Genomic DNA, 15,039 nt, shown 5'->3' on the forward strand with positions numbered 1-15,039 from the left:
ATGAGCGTTCGACAACTCCGCGACCACCTGGGGCACCGGATCGACGTCGCCCACTTCACCGGCGAACCCACCATGGTGGAGCACAACGGGGAGCCCGGCGCCGTCCTGGTGTCCTACACCTGGTGAGCCGAGCAGCAAGACCAGGCAGATCAGGGCACGCTTGCGCCCTAGCGGGCACTCCCGCGCGAGCCTTCACCTCTGTCCTGAAGGCCGGAGTACTGGCCCGCATTTCGGCAGAAACCGAACGCGTCCCGCGGCGTGTGGGAGGTGTGCGCGACCTCGAACCAGGTGGAGGGCACGACGGGCAGAGACGAGTTCGGCCTCACCGGACCCAGCATCAACATGACCTACACCCCCTGCGGTCCCGGCTGGCACCAGACGAAGGTCGAAGCGCAGAGCTACCGCTACGTCGACAGCGCCGGCCGCTTCCTCTGGTTCGGCGGCACCCTCTACTCGGGCTACGAGTGGGTGGAATGAGCGCTCTCACGCGTGAATGCCCGGCTCGGTGGTGACATGCGCGATCGGACGTGTTCGGCGGCGTTCGACGAGGCGCCGCCGACCCTCCGGGGCCAGATGAGCATCGCGGTGAGTCACCTCGCGCTCCTCTAGCGCCTCGGATCCAGGGCGTGCTTGCCGCGGGGCAGACCTGCCCCGAACTCCTGAAGGACCATCGGCCCCTCGGCGAGAGGATGCACCTGAGGGGTGCCGGGCAGATAGACACCCCGCGCGATCAATCGCTCGATCTCGTCGAGCAACCCCCGGTAGATGGAGGGTGCCGCCTCGGCCAACGAGCCGATGTGGAGTCCCTTGATCTGCACCCGATGGGTGAAGACCAGGTCGTGGGTTGTCAGGCGGGCGTCGCCGGAGGCAGCACCGAAGACGACGACTCGGCCGGTGAAGGGTCTGGTCACCGACAAACCGGCCTCGAAGGTGGCCTTGCCGACCGACTCGAGCACCAGGTCGACACCGGCGGTCCGGCGCAGGATCTCCTCGGCCAGATCGCCGCGGGAGGGATCCAGAACCACGTCGGCTCCGAGCGCTCTGACGTCGTCGTGCTTCGCCGGCGACGCGGTGGCGATGACGTGGGCCCCGTAGTGACGGGCGAGGCGGACGGCGGCCTGTCCCACGCCTCCCGCGGCGGCATGGACGAGCACCACCTCACCGGCCTTGAGCTCGCCCAGCGGCCGCAGCGCCGCGAGGGCCGTCGCCCAGTTCAGCACCATGCCCAGGGCTTCGGCGTCGCTCCACCCCGAAGGAACAGGGAGGACACCCGTGGCCGGCATCAGCATGTACTCGGCGAAGGCAGCGGGACCGACTCCTATGACATGGGCGCCGACCGGGAGCGGATCGTCGATCTCGGCACCGGTGGCGACGATCTCACCGGCTGCTTCGAAGCCGGCCACGTAGGGCGGACGCGGCCCACCGGCGTAGGTTCCACGAGTCTGCATCACGTCCGCGAAGTTGATCCCCGCCGCACCCACCCGGATCATGTAGTCACCCGGACCCGGACCGATGGGACGCGGATGGTCGACCACCAGGGCCAGGTCTTTCGGGCCGCTGTGTGAATGTTGCACCAGGGCACGCATCGTTTCGGCGGATGTCACGTTCTCGATGTCCATCCCCGGAACGTAGAAGCCTCACGCAGGCGTCAAGGTCAAGTCGTTCGCTTCTGCCGGTGTGGACTCTCGTCCAGAAACGCGTCGAGCGCCGACAATTGAGCGGTGAGCGCGGCAACGCGGTCCTTGAGCCGATCGCGATAGTGCCGGACCTCGACCAGGAACTCTTCGCACAGCTGATCGCGACCTATGGATTCGCCCGTGACGTGAGGCAGTACGTCCCTGATCAGTCGCACGGACAGTCCCGAATCCAGCAGCAGGCGAATGACGACCACTCGGTCGATGGTGGAGCCGCAGTAGTCGCGGTACCCATTCCCGCACCTGCCCGGGACGATGAGACCTTCGTCCTCGTAGAACCGCAGCGACCTGGCGCTGACGCCACTGATCCTGGCTGCCTCACCGATCCTCACGCTCGATCCCAACCCACGAGGTCGCCACGAGCTTCCCACCATTCCGCGGCACACCCGAGAACAACGACGGGCGTCGCGAACCTGCTGCCCCGCGACAGCTGGAAGCCGAACTCGCCCTTCTTCGCGCCGTCCACGAACGCGTCCCGCACGCTCGCACTCACCACGAACGGCGCCCGCTCCGGAGCCTCCGTATCCCGCAGACCCACCTGACAACGGAGCCACCTCAAGACAGTCGCCCCGGTCGGATCCGCTCTCGGTGCCTTGCACCAGGCCGCGCTCTTCGGCTCATCACCCAGGTCCGCGACTTCTCCACGCACGTAAGAGCACGGGGGCTCGTCGAGCCCCCGCGCTCTTCCTGTACGTAGTGATCAGGCCCGTTATCGTCAGCGGTTGTTGAACCAGGCGCCGATCTGGCCCAGGGGGCCGATCCCGAGGTAGTCGGCCTTCCTGTCGCCGTTGACGTCGGCGAGCCTCACGTTCCCACGGTCGACCCCGACATCGCCGATGACGCCGCCCTGCCAGGTCCAGCCCTTGCCGGGGCCGTTGTTCAACCAGGCGCGGACCTGGCCGTTGTCCTGGACGACGAGGTAGTCGACCTTCCTGTCGCCGTTGATGTCCTCCAGGCGCACCCAGTCATGGGGGTAGCCGTACCCCGCGGAGATCTCGCCCTGCCAGGTCCAGCCCTTGCCGGGGCCGTTGTTCAACCAGGCCCGGAGCTCCCCCTTGTCCTGGATGACCACGTAGTCGTCGAGACCGTCGCCGTTGATGTCCTCCAGATGCACCCAGTCGCGGGGGTAGCCGTAGCCCGGGTTGAGTTCGCCCCGCCACGTCCAGGTTTGGCCGATGCCGTTGTTCAGCCAGGCCCGCACCTGGCCGAGGTCCTGGAGGATCACGTAGTCGTCCCGGTTGTCACCGTCCATGTCGGCGAAGCGCACCCAGTCACGCGGGTAGCCGTACCCCGCGTTGAGCTCACCCCGCCACGTCCAGCTCCGGCCGTCGCCGTCGTTCAGCCACCCCCGGAGCTCTCCCTCGTCCTGGAGGATCAGATAGTCGTCACGGTTGTCGCCGTCCATGTCGGCGAAGCGCACCCAGTCACGCGGGTAGCCGTACCCCGCGGAGATCTGTTCGACGTGGTTCCAGCCCGCCGAGGGACTACCGGGCTCCGGACCGGGATCAATCGGCGTCGGGTTGCCGGGGGTGGGGCCACCGGGGTAGCGGTCGTTGAACCAGGCGCCGATCTGGCCCAAGGGGCCGATCCCGAGGTAGTCGGCCTTCCTGTCGCCGTTGACGTCGGCGAGTCTCACGTTGTCGCGGTCGACCCCGACGTCGCCGATGACGGCGCCCTGCCAGATCCACCCCTTGCCGTCGAGGTCGTTGAGCCAGGCGCGGACCTGACCGTTGTCCTGGACGACGAGGTAGTCGACCTTCCTGTCACCGTTGATGTCCTCCAGGCGAATCCAGTCGCGAGGGTAGCCGTAGCCCGCGTTGATCTCGCCCTGCCACGTGAAGCCCTTACCGGCACCGTTGTTCACCCAGGCGCGAAGCTGGCCCTCGTCCTGGATGACCACGTAGTCGTCGAGACCGTCGCCGTTGATGTCCTCCAGACGCACCCAGTCACGGGGATAGCCGTAACCCGCGAGTTCGCCTTTCCACGTCCAGCTCTGGCCGACGCCGTTGTTCAGCCAGGCCCGGAGTTCTCCCTTGTCCTGGAGGATCACGTAGTCGTCCCGGTTGTCACCGTCCATGTCGGCGAAACGCACCCAGTCACGCGGGTAGCCGTACCCCGGGTTCAGCTCACCCCGCCACGTCCAACTTCGGCCGTCACCGTCGTTCAGCCACCCCCGGAGCTCTCCCTCGTCCTGGAGGATCAGATAGTCGTCGCGATCGTCACCGTCCATGTCCGCGAAACGCACCCAGTCACGCGGGTAGCCGTACCCCGCGGAGATCTGTTCGACGTGGTTCCAGCCCGCCGAAGGGCTGGGGGGCGGGGGGACGTCGCACGACCCGGTGTTGCCGGCGACCGGGTTGGCGATGACACGGTCGTGGATCGCACCGCTGATCGCCATGCGGAAGGTGCCGGCCATCCTGTCGTAGCCGGGTTGGTTGGGATGGAGCCGGTCCCGCATGTCGGCGGAGGTGCCGGCGATGACGTCCATGCCGAGGGCCCGGACCCGTCTGCCCTCGGCGGCGAGGGTCAGGGCGATGGTCGGGATCGCCCCGTTGAACCGCTGGATCCGCGCGTTGATCGCCGCGTCCGTCGACGGCACGAGCCGGGAGACCAGCACGGTGGTCTCCGGAGCGAGGTCGGTGATCTTACGAATCAGCCGGGTGAGCCGGGCGGGGGCGGTCCCGGCGTCGTAGTTCTGATTCATGTCGTTGGTGCCGACGTGCAGCGTGACCACGTTGGGCCGCCAGCGGCGGATACTGCATTCGGTGATCCTGTCGATCTGTTCGATCCGCCAGCCGCCATGGCCTTCGTGGTTGGTGTCGGAGATGAGACCCGCGCCCGAGTTCTGAAAACCCACGAAGTCCACCGAGTGGCCGTCCGCCCGCAGTTGGCTCAGCAGTTCGCGCCGGTAACCGACGTATTCTTCGGTGCTGTTGCCGACCCCTCCGTAGCCCACGGTGATCGAGTCGCCCAGCGGCATGACCCGAAGGTTCGTCCTGGCGACACCGGCGCCGGCGCTCACCCTCTCGGCGAGCCGGTTGGAGAAGTCGAGGGCGCCCAGGTCGATATCCCGCCCCAGGTTCTCCATGCCGTTACCGAGAGGCCTCAACCAGCCCGTGAAGCTCCGGCCCCTGTCGACCAGCCACGCGCCCATCTGCCGAAGATGTCCAGGGAGCACGGTGCGGGCCCATACGTTGCCCCCGCCCTCCCAGACGGCTCCTGCTCCGGCGGCCAGCAAGGCGACGCCGAATGCCAAGGCCCAGTCTCCGATGTTGCTGTCTTGGCCCTTGACGATGAGATTCACCGCCTGAGGGATCCAGGCCGCGATGAAATTACCCAGGACCACACATACCACCGCAGCGAACACCGGCGTGACGACGCCGGCGAGAGCCCCCTCGCACAGGATACGAGTCGCCCAGCCCGCGAGGAGGGACGCGCCGATCAGGACGATCTGCTGCCAGTAGCTCAGGTCCGCGGCCTGCGCTCCGACCGGCGTGATCGTGAGCGAAAGATGGGTTTCCGTCACCGACAAGGTGCCGTCGAAGTCATACTCGACGATGAACTGCCCGGCCGGGGGCCGGATCGAATAGAGGGCCCTGTCCTCGTAAATCGAGTCGCTCAGGAGAGGATTGCGGTTGTTGAGCTCCGTCGCCTTGGCCCGGAGCTTGACGAGGTCGGTTCTGTCGGGCAACGGGATGCTGAGCGTGTAGCTGGAGGGCAGCGAGTCGTCGGCGGCCTCGGCCGTCTGCGCCAGGTTCACGACCAGCGACATCGTGACCAGAATCGCCACCACGACCCTGCCCCATCCGCGACCTGGCGGCCGCCGATACCCTTTCCTTTCGCCTCCGGATAAGCCGTCCGCCGGACGGCCTGGGAAATTTCCCCCTGCTGGACTGATTCGATTCATGAGCGTCTCACCTGCTGGACTCAACGTGGACGCTTACGCTTTTGCGGCGTTTCCACATGCGCATGAAATCAGGGCAGAATTTCCATGTTATGGCCGAAAAATGAACAATCGTTCGTGGCCGCGTGTTAGCGTCTCAGGTCGGCTTGTGCCGCCTCACGTCACGTCGAAGGCGTGCGTGCCGGACCCGATTTCCGGGTCATCCACCAGATGATCGCGGTGATGACGACAAGCCCGGCGCTCGGCACCAGGTTCTCGACCGAACCGACCGTCTCGCCACGACTGTCGAGGGCTCCGCCGAGGTCGAGATGGAGTGTCGTGGCGAGGACGAACGCCGTGGCGTTGTAGACGGCGTGCAGCACGACGGCGACCTCAAGCCCGCCGGTGCGCCAGGTGACGATCGCCAGCGCCGAGAACAGCACGAGATACGAGGTGAGCAGGTAGGGATCGAGCGTGCCGTGGAAGAGCGAGAACAGTACGGTCGTGACGACGGTGCCGAGGATCGCCCCGGAGCGGGCGCCGCGGGTCCAGCCGCCGACGACGCGGAACATCAGGCCCCGCAGTCCGTACTCCTCGCCGGCCGCCGCCAGCGGGCTGAGCAGCGCGCTGATGACGATGAACGCGACGAGATCGGCGGTCGTCCAGGGGACCGCCTCACCGGGCACCAGGAAGAACCCGACGGAGACGACGAGGAGGAGCAGCGGTCCGAAGGCGAGCAGCGAGCGGCCGAGGACGCCGTAGCGGAAACGTCCTGAAACGGAGTGCAGCGAACCTGCGGGCACACCGTAGAGCAGGCGCTGCAGCAGCATGCTGTAGGGGATGAGCACGGCGAGCGAGAGCGCGCCGGCGGCTTGTCGCAGCGGAGTGAAGCCCGTACGGCCGAGGAGTTGCGCGTCGATGACGGCGGCGGCGATCAGGAACAGCTGCGCGAAGCCGATGAGCCCGGCGAACAGCAGCACGATCGCGAGGATGCCGCGCGGGATCCGGCGCTTGTCACCCGCGTAGACGCGGTGGTATTCGACGTCGACAGGCACGCGAGGCGAGTGTTCGGGCTTGTCGGCTCGGAGGAGCCAACCCTCGGTGGTGTTCGTCATGATGTCCTTCCTCACGGTCCTCATGGTCAGCTCGCGAGAGAGTCGAGCCAGTTCGAACGCAGTCGCAGTGCGCGCTCGGTGCTGCCCGCGACCGCCGCGATGCCGACGGCGATGTTCGCCTCGACCGGGATGTGCACGGGGAGATCGAATGTCCCGAGCGCATCCGCCACGGGCGGAATGTGCGAGATGGTCTCGACGAGTTGTGGCACGGCCACGCAGATCCCGACGAGCACGAGCAGTGTCGAGACGACGCCGACGAGGCGGCTCAGCCCCGGGTGTGTCCGATGCAGGTGAGCGCGTCGCCCCTCGGCGGAGGCGGGATGGGGCGTCAACTGCGCCTCAGTGCCGTCGGCCCGCACGTAGTGGCAGCGTCGTAAGCCGTAGGTGCCGACGACGACCTCGATGTGACCGCCCGGCACGGGGAAGCGGGCCGGCGTCGTCGAGAGCGAAACGAGTGCGCCGTCGCGGTAGAGCCGCGCGCGTACCGCGCCGTCGTCGCGATCACCCATCTGACGGACGTCGACCGCGTAGGTGGACACGGTGCCGTCCGGTGCGCGAAGCGCCAGCGTGCGCACCGACCTGCTCAGCAGCTGCCACCAGCGGAAGCGCGGCAGCGGCTCGCCATTGCCAGGGCGCACGCGCCGTGCCGCGCGACGGTTGCGCCATCCTCCGAACGCCACCCGAGAACCTCCTGTCTTCGGTCACACCATCACTAGTACGCTGTGCTAGTTCATTGAAGCTAGCACACTGTGCTAGAAATGGGGTGTGAGGAGGTTCCGACGATGACCGACCGTCCACCGAAACGAGACACCCGCGACAGGATCCTGATCGCCGCGGCGACCATGCTCGGAGAGGACCCGGGCGCTCGGCTGAGCGTTCGAGGAGTCGCCGCGCGAGCAGGCGTCAGCATGGGTTCGCTTCGCCACTTCTTCCCGACGCAACGGGAGCTCATCGACACCGTCGTCGCCGGCATCTACGACATCGACATCCCCGACGATCCCATCCTCGACATCGAACGAGCGCCGGCGGAGCGCCTCGTCGAGTGCCTGCGACAACTGCTTTCACAGGTCGGTACCGGAAACCGGGCGCGCGAGTATTGGCGCACGGTCCACGAGACGTACATCGCGCCCGACCCGACGGATGATCAGGTCGCTACATACCGTTCGCTGGAGCGACTGGGCCTGCACCGCATCGAGCGCTGGCTGACCGTCCTCGCCGACGAAGGCGCGATCCCGGCGAACGACGTCGAGCGACGCGCACGGTTCCTGGCATCCGTCCTCAACGGCCTTCTCGTCGAGCGCGCGCTTCCCGCCGCCGCCTCGCGACTCGAATTCGAGACCGACACGCTCCGCATGGCCGTCGACGCCGTCATGAGCGGCCGCACCGGGGCCGAGGAGCAGTCCGAACACTGACGGCGCCCGCCCCATCGACACCGAGGACGGCACGCGCGACTCTCAAGCACACGAGGTCGTGCGCCCGCTAGGGGCGTTCGAACGCGTTGTCGGCCTCTGCGTCAGTCGTTTCGCAGCAGATCATCGGGCACCACCGGTGCGGTGCCGGAGCATGTCGTCCCGCCGGGCCCGGCAGCGACCTCGAACGCCCGGTCGTGGTGGCGGTGCAAGAGGCAGCAGGCTGTCCGGCTCAGGTGCATTGCATGCCGCTGACCAGCTCCGGTCCGTGGGCGAGGAGTTGCCGGCAGAAGTGCTCGCCCGCGTAGTAGCCGGAGGTAATGGTGATCACGACTGGGCTCTCGGTCCCGCTGCCGGTGCACCGGTTCGCCAGCACGTGGTAGCCGAGCATCTCCGAGAGCTGGAAGCGGGTGCCGCCCGCGCAGACGTAGTGGCTGTCGGCGTGCGCGGTGGCCGGGATGACGAACGGTGCGGCGAGAACCGTCAGAAGTAGGGCGGCGCGGGTGATGGTCGTGCGGGGGAAGGTCATAGGAAATGCCTTTTCGCGGGGGTTTGGCAACGTGCTACGACATACCCTTGGTGACTCACCGGCAACCAAGCGTGTCCGACAGTGGCCATCCCTCGAACCCGAAAACCTGGCACCGTCTCTCAGCCGAGGAGGTGGAAGCACCTCACCCGCCGGCGACAATGACGACTTCGCCGTCCGTCCGGTCCTCCCCCGGGCTTTCGAGCGGCGGCACACGCTGAAGCCCCGTCTCCTCCGAGGTGCGAGGAGCGGGGCTTCGTCAGGGGTGACCGGGACGCCTTTTCAGCTTCCGAACATGGCCGGACACTCCCCCTGCCACTTCGGCGGCCGTCCTGGTGAGTGCTAGAAAGGACCGTCGGAGCACATCATCGGCTTGCCGTCGATGACACACGGATACCAGTCAAGCTCGCGCGGCTTGGCCTGGGCGGCGCCCGCGGTCGCGAAACCGACGATCATCAGCGCCGCGGTGGTGGTGGCGGCGAGGGCGACCGTACGCCTGACAAAAGTCCTCATTTGAATCCCTTTCCATCGCTGTGTGCTGCTCCAGGATCAAACCAAGGGCTTCTGCAAACCCACTTGTAAGTCACTGGGAGGAACCGAAGTTCTCCGTCCTGCTCGACTTCGGCCGGTCCGAGCCGTACGCGACCGGAATTCCTCGTCGGAACTCCTGCGGACGCGCCACGGTCGGCGCGGTTAGGGTTCGTGGATGCTGCTGACAATCCTTGGCGGATGCGGCGCGTGGCCGGGAGCGGGCCAGGCCTGCAGCGGTTATCTCGTGGAGCACGACGGGTTCAGGCTGCTCGTCGACCCCGGGTACGCGACGGTACCGCGGCTGTTGGAACGGATCACCGCCGATCAGGTCGACGCGGTGTTCGTCAGTCACGGACATCCCGATCACTGCGCCGACCTGAACCCGCTGTTGCGGGCGCGCGCGTTCCGTGACGATCCGCCGCCTCCCCTGCCGGTGTACGCACTGCCCGGCGCCCTGGACGCGGTGCTCGCGCTGGACCGCCCGGAAATGCTGGCCGACGCCCATGCCCTGCGCGAGTTCACCCCCGGCGACCGGATCGACATCGGCCCGTTCCACGCGCGGACCCGTCTGCTGCCGCACTCGGTGCCCAATGCCGGCGTACGACTGACGGCGGGCGAGCGGGTGCTCGCGTACACCGGCGACACCGGCCCGAGCCCCGAGGTGGTGGAGTTGGCGCGCGGCGCCGACCTGTTCCTGGCCGAGGCCACCTATGCGGACCGGGTCCCTGAGGCTTCGCGGCACAACCTGTCGAGCGCCCGCCAGGCGGGCCGACAGGCCAAGGAGGCCGACGTCAGGCACCTGTTGCTGACTCACCTGCAGCCGGGTACAGACGCCACAGCCGCGCGAGCCGCCGCCGGGGCCGAATACGACGGCGAGCTCGGCATCGCCACCTCCGGCCTCGCCATCGATCTTTCCTGAGGAAGGTCTCCTCGGGCTTCCAACGCCTCGCGTGGTTTTCCGGCTTCCGGAATGCGGCGCACTTCGATGGCACCGATCATCATCTTCGGGACAGTTAGCGGAGCCGACTGACAGGGAGTACGAATGAGCGCGGTCAACTGGGACGAGGTGAAGCAGCGGGCGCGGGAGCGGCGCCAGGCTGCGGGACTGCCCGTGCAATCGGATGATGAGAAGTCCGCCGCGATGGAGCAGCTCGCCGCCGAGGTCAGAGCGCACAAGCTCATGGAGATCAGCATGAGCAGGATCTGACTCAACGCGACCATCCTCATGGAGGGCTCCGGGAGCGGAGTCAGAAGTCGAACTCGCCCTTCTTCGCGCCGTCCACGAACGCGTCCCACACACTCGCACTCACCACGAACGGCGCCAGCTCCGAAGCCTCCGTGTCTCGCAGGCCCACTCGACCACCGAACAACGGAGCCACCTCCAGGCAGTTCCCCTGGTCGGATCCACTCTTGGTGGCCTTACGCCAGGCCGCGCTCTTCAGTTCATCACTCAGGTCCACGGTCTCTCCGCCTCTCCACTCGGATAACGGCGCACGGGAAAGCTCCCAGCAACGACCGGGAGCTTCCCCTACGACAGGGAGCGAGAATCAGAAGTCGAACTCGCCCTTCTTGGCGCCGTCGATGAACGCGTCCCACACACTCGCACTCACCACGAACGGCGCCAGCTCCGGGGCCTCCGTATCCCGCAGACCCACCCGACCACCCGACAACGGAGCCACCTCAAGACAGTCCCCACCGTTGGGGCCACTCTTGGTGGCCTTGCGCCAGGCCGCGATCTTCAGCTCATCGTTCAGGCCCATGGCTTCTCCACCTCTCCGCCGCTGACGGTATGAACGGGAAAGCCCTTGGCGATGATCGAGAGCCTTCCCTCGTTCCGAGATCGGGACTAGAAGTCGAACTCGCCCTTTTTGGCGCCGTCGATGAAGGCATCCCACACGCTCGCGCTCACCACGAACGGCGCCCGCTCCGGAGCCTCCGTATCCCGCAGGCCCACCCTGCCCCCCGACAACGGAGCCACCTCCAGGCAGTCACCCTGGTTTGACGCACTCTTGGTGGCCTTACGCCAGGCTGCGCTCTTCAACTCATCACTCAGGTCCATAGCCTCTCCGCCTCTCTGATCAATTCGATCGAGACATACTGAGGGCTTGCCTCAGCCCGGATGGTGTCGTACCGAACACGGACAGCCTCGACATCTTCTGGCCGATTTGCCACATGCCCGCGCGTTACAGACTCGACATATACCATATCCGGATTTCCTGGAATCTGGGCGATCACGAATCCTCCCGAAGTCCCCGTGGTCGATCCCCGCACCAAAGGAAGAATCTGGATACCGATCCGCGGCCGCTCGGCCATTTCCAGAAGATACTGGAGTTGGTGTTGCATGACCTCTTCTCCACCGATCGGGCGGTGAAGAACCCCTTCGTCGAGGATAACCCAGAGCATAGGCGGCGTAGATCGCAGCAAGATCTTCTGCCGCTCCATGCGAGCCGCGACGGCCTTTTCCACCTGCTTGTCGGTTATGCCAGGCTCCCCACGGATAACCGCCCGCGCGTACTCCTCGGTCTGGAGAAGACCGGGCACGACGAGCGGTTGCCAGGTATGCAGGACGTGCGCTTCCGGTTCGATGTCGAGCCAGTCACGGAACCATCGAGGGCTCGCCGCGTGGGTGATGTGCGTCCAGCAATGGAGGAGCTCTCCGTTCGCCCCCAGAGCGTCATCGCAGCGTTGCGCCAGGTTGTGGCCGGGTTTGCGCTCACCTCTCTCGGTGAAGCTCAGCAGACTCCTGCTGAACTGGGTCACCTCGGCCAGTTCGTTCTGGGTCATTTTTGCCTTTTTTCGATACTTGCGGAGCTCCGCGCCAAAGAGAGCCCACTTTTCGTTTTTGGGGTTTATTTTTGGGTTCTTCGGCATTTCAGCTCCGTCCAGCTGGGGGATTCCACATCGTGGCACAAAAAACACAGCTTTCCACAAACTGTCACGCTGATGTGCCTCGACTTTCGATACCCAAAGTAGTCACCCGAGGGCACCCTGTGAAGAGGTTCGGGAGAGCGGAAAAGCCGCCGGAGCGGCCCTGTCTTGCGCACGGAGAGCGGATTCCTGCTGCCGTCGAAAAAATCACCAGGTATGTCCGGATAAGAGGAGTGAAAATGTCCGTCGATTCACTGGAAAACGCACCCTAGGCACGGCTCACGCCTCTTCCAGACACACACCTGTCACCGCCGAGTAAGCCTCACCCCGTGAACAGCAGTCACTTCGCGCAAGACGGAAATACCTCGCTCTGTTGCCCCTAATACCCCAAAACAAAGCGGGGCTTGCCACGGCACGACACGCCATGACAAGCCCCTCGACCGGACAGTGGAGGTCCGATCTGATGCATCACCCTAGAGGAAACCCCAGGCCGATCAGGGTCCGTTGGCACGCCGACCGTCCGCCGATGCCGCTCGGTTGCCGGTGGTGCGGTCATCCTCCGTACGCGCACGAGGCCGCCAGCCTCCCGCACCGCGCCCGCCACCACTGGGAGCAGCCCACCCCCGCGCAGGTCCACGCCCGGATGACCGTCCGCCGCCGCCTCAACCTCTCCAGCCGGCCACCCGTCTCAACGCCCATCCGCGCGATCCCCGGCCCCACGGCCTTCGCCGCTCTCCCCGCGCGGTCCGTGACGGTTTCCCCCGGTCGGCATCGGCGACCGGAGCAGCCCGGGGTCACGGCTCCCGTGCCGTACCGGCGAGGACGACCGCCGAGCATTCGCACCCCCTCCGGCAAGCACGCCCCGTACCGGCAGGGAGCGACGACATGAACGAGCGCGTCCCCCAGCCCCGGCAGGGCGGGCGGCACCGGCGCGGGACCGCCACCGAGGGGGTCGACTCCCGGATCTGGGACCTGGCCGAGCGCGCCGCCGCCGAGCAGCTGGACCAGATCGAGCCCGCCTGGGCCGTCTGGTACGGCACCGGCACCCGGCACTTCCACGCCGTCGCCCTCTGGCCCGCCCCCGAACCCCTCATCGTGCGAGCCCGCACCGCCGACGAACTACGCGCCCTGATGCGCGAGGCCGAGGACACCACACCGCCACCCCGAGGAGAAGCCATGCCCGAGACCCCGGACACCCCACCGGCACCGGACGACTCACAGCTTGCCGGCGACCCACGCACCGTCTGCTGGGACCTGCCGCACGACCTGCCGATCGTCGGCAAGGCCCGCGCCATGGTGAGCGAGACTCTCGCCGCCTGGGCACTGCACCACCTCACCGACGATGCCGTCCTGGTGGCAGGTGAGCTGCTCGCCAACGCGATCGTCCACGGCGAGCCCGTGGTCAGGCTCTCCCTGTGGGCGAGCCCTGACGAGTTCCAGATCCAGGTCACCGACCGGGGCACCGGGCAGCCGCGCCACCTCACCCTGGACGCCGAGGCCACCCACGGCCGCGGCCTCGCGATCGTCGGCGCCCTCGCCCACGATCACGGCGTCACCCCACTGCCCGACCGCCCCGGCAAAACCGTCTGGGCCCGCTGGCACCTACCCCCACGAGGTGTCCAGCCCGCTTTCTGAACCAGTGGTGACCGCTCATGACTTGCCAGGCTCATCAGCGCCGATGCGAACAGAGCGCCTTCGCAGACCACCACGTAGGAGACAGCAGACGAGAGCGGCCGTACCCGCTCCGACGCTCATCCAGAGAACACGTTCCCTTTCAGGGAGGCGATCACCTGCTTTCCGTGATGCCGGACCAGAAACTTCTCCTCGTCCCGAGGGCGTCGAACGGCGATACTCCTCATCCAGGATCTCGTGGAAGCGACGTTCCGTCCGACTCGCCGAGGTGGAGAGACGGGCCACCCGCGCCACCTGCCAGTACGAGCGCCCTACGTCACCCTGGAACATCTCATTGGCGATCAGGCGTAACCGCGGTTCTCTGAGCGTCTTCATCTCGAACGACATCGCCCATTCGGCGACGATCATATTCACGTACAACTGTTGTTTCCGCGTCTTGGGATCGGCCGGGGGTGGCACCGGCCCCCAGCACTCGTCAAGGTCCGGATCTTCCATCGCCATCTTCAGGAGATCACTGATCGCCTGTCGGCGTGCCTCCTCGCGGGCGAGTTTGGTTTCTCGCGCCTGGAAGGTGAGTGCCCCAACGACACCTATCAGCGCGAGGACCGAAAGGATCGCCGATGCCGCGCCGTACGTCTGCCCTATGAAGCTCAGTCGCTCCCATCGGTCGGTGGCCCCCTCGAACAACCCGAGCGCGATCGGCGAGGCACCGATCAGACCAACGGCCACGAGCACGACCAGCAGCACCACAAGGGTCAGAAGCAACCGATTCGCTCTTCGGCGACCCGTTCTCACCGCCATTTCATGGAGCCGTTACCTCACCGGCTCTGCGTCGGAGGCGCCAGGGGTGCGACCTCTCGATGGAAGTAATCGAGGAAAGGCTCTCCCAGCGACCAGAGTCGCGCGATTTCCGCTGTCGCCTCTCGCATCAGGTGCGAATCGTCGATGCGGCGCGCTCCGGCCGCTCTCCACTCATCGTCATAGGTGACGTGGTAGATCGCGTGTTCGTCGACGACGAGTTCGGGGAGCGGCCTCTCTCGCTCCCACGTGGCGACCTCCTTCGCGCCGAGTACGCGGATGGCCGTGCCCTCCTCTGCGAGGATCTTGAACCAGTGGCATTCCCACTGAACGTACGGCGTCACGGGGGACTCGACGATCCGCAGTCGCCGCAACTCGCTCCCCTGCTTCGCGTATCCCTCCGCCTCTGCTCGAGCCGCAGGCCGGTCGCCTTCGAACGCCGCGAGCGCTCGATCCCAGTCGCCGGCCACGAACGCCTGCCAACTTGGATCGTCATCCGGTTCTCGAAAGAACTGAGACCGTTCGAGCTTCCAGATCGGCATGGTGAGCCGCACCGACTCCCGTTGGCGCTGAGCGTGATACG

Annotated in this window: 21 protein-coding genes; 7 read left to right on the plus strand and 14 right to left on the minus strand. The window is 66.6% G+C overall.

Annotation, left to right across the window (positions count from 1 at the left end):
- Entirely contained in the window at positions 1–126 is a 126-nt protein-coding gene (locus AB0B96_RS05450) for a hypothetical protein (protein WP_362896742.1), read from the plus strand.
- Between the two features lie 141 nt (positions 127–267).
- Positions 268–477, plus strand: coding sequence for a hypothetical protein (locus tag AB0B96_RS05455; protein ID WP_362896743.1), 210 nt, complete (start codon positions 268–270; stop codon positions 475–477).
- A 128-nt stretch (positions 478–605) separates the two neighbouring features.
- Here the strand turns inward: AB0B96_RS05455 and AB0B96_RS05460 are convergent, their stop codons facing one another.
- The 6 genes from AB0B96_RS05460 to AB0B96_RS05485 all read right to left on the minus strand — a co-directional run bounded on the left by AB0B96_RS05460 (position 606) and on the right by AB0B96_RS05485 (position 7,330).
- Positions 606–1,619, minus strand: coding sequence for a zinc-binding dehydrogenase (locus AB0B96_RS05460; protein ID WP_362896744.1), 1,014 nt, complete (start codon positions 1,617–1,619; stop codon positions 606–608).
- A gap of 35 nt (positions 1,620–1,654) precedes the next feature.
- A complete protein-coding gene (locus AB0B96_RS05465) occupies positions 1,655–2,026 on the minus strand; it encodes a MerR family transcriptional regulator (RefSeq protein ID WP_362896745.1) in 372 nt (123 codons plus the stop codon).
- Positions 2,023–2,232, minus strand: a complete 210-nt coding sequence (locus AB0B96_RS05470; RefSeq protein WP_362896746.1) for a hypothetical protein — start codon at positions 2,230–2,232, stop codon at positions 2,023–2,025. The genes AB0B96_RS05465 and AB0B96_RS05470 overlap by 4 nt, the downstream gene beginning before the upstream one ends.
- A gap of 177 nt (positions 2,233–2,409) precedes the next feature.
- Positions 2,410–5,487 carry an FG-GAP-like repeat-containing protein gene (locus tag AB0B96_RS05475; protein ID WP_362896747.1) on the minus strand — a complete coding sequence of 1,026 codons (3,078 nt, stop codon included), beginning with the start codon at positions 5,485–5,487 and terminating at the stop codon, positions 2,410–2,412.
- A gap of 272 nt (positions 5,488–5,759) precedes the next feature.
- Entirely contained in the window at positions 5,760–6,692 is a 933-nt protein-coding gene (locus AB0B96_RS05480) for a type II CAAX endopeptidase family protein (RefSeq protein ID WP_362896748.1), read from the minus strand.
- A gap of 26 nt (positions 6,693–6,718) precedes the next feature.
- The gene (locus tag AB0B96_RS05485; RefSeq protein ID WP_362896749.1) at positions 6,719–7,330 is read right to left on the minus strand and encodes a hypothetical protein; all 612 of its coding nucleotides are present in this window, start codon (positions 7,328–7,330) and stop codon (positions 6,719–6,721) included.
- A 144-nt stretch (positions 7,331–7,474) separates the two neighbouring features.
- Between AB0B96_RS05485 and AB0B96_RS05490 the strand changes: the two genes are divergently transcribed.
- Positions 7,475–8,104 carry a TetR/AcrR family transcriptional regulator gene (locus AB0B96_RS05490; protein WP_362896750.1) on the plus strand — a complete coding sequence of 210 codons (630 nt, stop codon included), beginning with the start codon at positions 7,475–7,477 and terminating at the stop codon, positions 8,102–8,104.
- A gap of 229 nt (positions 8,105–8,333) precedes the next feature.
- Here AB0B96_RS05490 and AB0B96_RS05495 read toward each other — a convergent pair whose 3' ends face one another.
- The gene (locus AB0B96_RS05495) at positions 8,334–8,630 is read right to left on the minus strand and encodes a hypothetical protein (protein ID WP_362896751.1); all 297 of its coding nucleotides are present in this window, start codon (positions 8,628–8,630) and stop codon (positions 8,334–8,336) included.
- A gap of 339 nt (positions 8,631–8,969) precedes the next feature.
- Positions 8,970–9,140: a hypothetical protein gene (locus AB0B96_RS05500; protein WP_362896752.1), complete on the minus strand. Its 171-nt coding sequence runs from the start codon at positions 9,138–9,140 to the stop codon at positions 8,970–8,972.
- 193 nt (positions 9,141–9,333) lie between these two features.
- Here AB0B96_RS05500 and AB0B96_RS05505 point away from each other — a divergent pair, with 193 nt between their 5' ends.
- Positions 9,334–10,077, plus strand: coding sequence for an MBL fold metallo-hydrolase (locus AB0B96_RS05505; protein ID WP_362896753.1), 744 nt, complete (start codon positions 9,334–9,336; stop codon positions 10,075–10,077).
- Between the two features lie 123 nt (positions 10,078–10,200).
- Complete coding sequence (locus tag AB0B96_RS05510; RefSeq protein ID WP_362896754.1) at positions 10,201–10,365, plus strand: hypothetical protein; 165 nt, start codon at positions 10,201–10,203, stop codon at positions 10,363–10,365.
- A gap of 40 nt (positions 10,366–10,405) precedes the next feature.
- Here AB0B96_RS05510 and AB0B96_RS05515 read toward each other — a convergent pair whose 3' ends face one another.
- The 4 genes from AB0B96_RS05515 to AB0B96_RS05530 all read right to left on the minus strand — a co-directional run bounded on the left by AB0B96_RS05515 (position 10,406) and on the right by AB0B96_RS05530 (position 12,029).
- A complete protein-coding gene (locus AB0B96_RS05515) occupies positions 10,406–10,618 on the minus strand; it encodes a DUF397 domain-containing protein (RefSeq protein ID WP_362896755.1) in 213 nt (70 codons plus the stop codon).
- Positions 10,619–10,705: 87 nt separating this feature from the next.
- Positions 10,706–10,918 carry a DUF397 domain-containing protein gene (locus AB0B96_RS05520; RefSeq protein ID WP_362896756.1) on the minus strand — a complete coding sequence of 71 codons (213 nt, stop codon included), beginning with the start codon at positions 10,916–10,918 and terminating at the stop codon, positions 10,706–10,708.
- Between the two features lie 86 nt (positions 10,919–11,004).
- Positions 11,005–11,217 carry a DUF397 domain-containing protein gene (locus AB0B96_RS05525; RefSeq protein ID WP_362896757.1) on the minus strand — a complete coding sequence of 71 codons (213 nt, stop codon included), beginning with the start codon at positions 11,215–11,217 and terminating at the stop codon, positions 11,005–11,007.
- Positions 11,208–12,029: a helix-turn-helix transcriptional regulator gene (locus tag AB0B96_RS05530; protein ID WP_362896758.1), complete on the minus strand. Its 822-nt coding sequence runs from the start codon at positions 12,027–12,029 to the stop codon at positions 11,208–11,210. Before AB0B96_RS05530 ends, AB0B96_RS05525 begins: the two co-directional genes overlap by 10 nt.
- 460 nt (positions 12,030–12,489) lie before the next feature.
- On the opposite strand from AB0B96_RS05530, the gene AB0B96_RS05535 reads away from it, so the two are divergent.
- Positions 12,490–12,915 carry a hypothetical protein gene (locus AB0B96_RS05535; RefSeq protein ID WP_362896759.1) on the plus strand — a complete coding sequence of 142 codons (426 nt, stop codon included), beginning with the start codon at positions 12,490–12,492 and terminating at the stop codon, positions 12,913–12,915.
- Positions 12,912–13,661 carry an ATP-binding protein gene (locus AB0B96_RS05540; protein ID WP_362896760.1) on the plus strand — a complete coding sequence of 250 codons (750 nt, stop codon included), beginning with the start codon at positions 12,912–12,914 and terminating at the stop codon, positions 13,659–13,661. The genes AB0B96_RS05535 and AB0B96_RS05540 overlap by 4 nt, the downstream gene beginning before the upstream one ends.
- A gap of 15 nt (positions 13,662–13,676) precedes the next feature.
- Here the strand turns inward: AB0B96_RS05540 and AB0B96_RS05545 are convergent, their stop codons facing one another.
- The gene (locus AB0B96_RS05545) at positions 13,677–14,423 is read right to left on the minus strand and encodes a DUF6082 family protein (protein ID WP_362896761.1); all 747 of its coding nucleotides are present in this window, start codon (positions 14,421–14,423) and stop codon (positions 13,677–13,679) included.
- 53 nt (positions 14,424–14,476) lie between these two features.
- A complete protein-coding gene (locus AB0B96_RS05550; protein ID WP_362896762.1) occupies positions 14,477–14,998 on the minus strand; it encodes a DUF6879 family protein in 522 nt (173 codons plus the stop codon).
- Positions 14,999–15,039 lie beyond the last annotated feature (41 nt).

It is taken from the genome of Streptosporangium sp. NPDC049046 (assembly GCF_040649155.1).
Lineage (GTDB): Bacteria > Actinomycetota > Actinomycetes > Streptosporangiales > Streptosporangiaceae > Streptosporangium.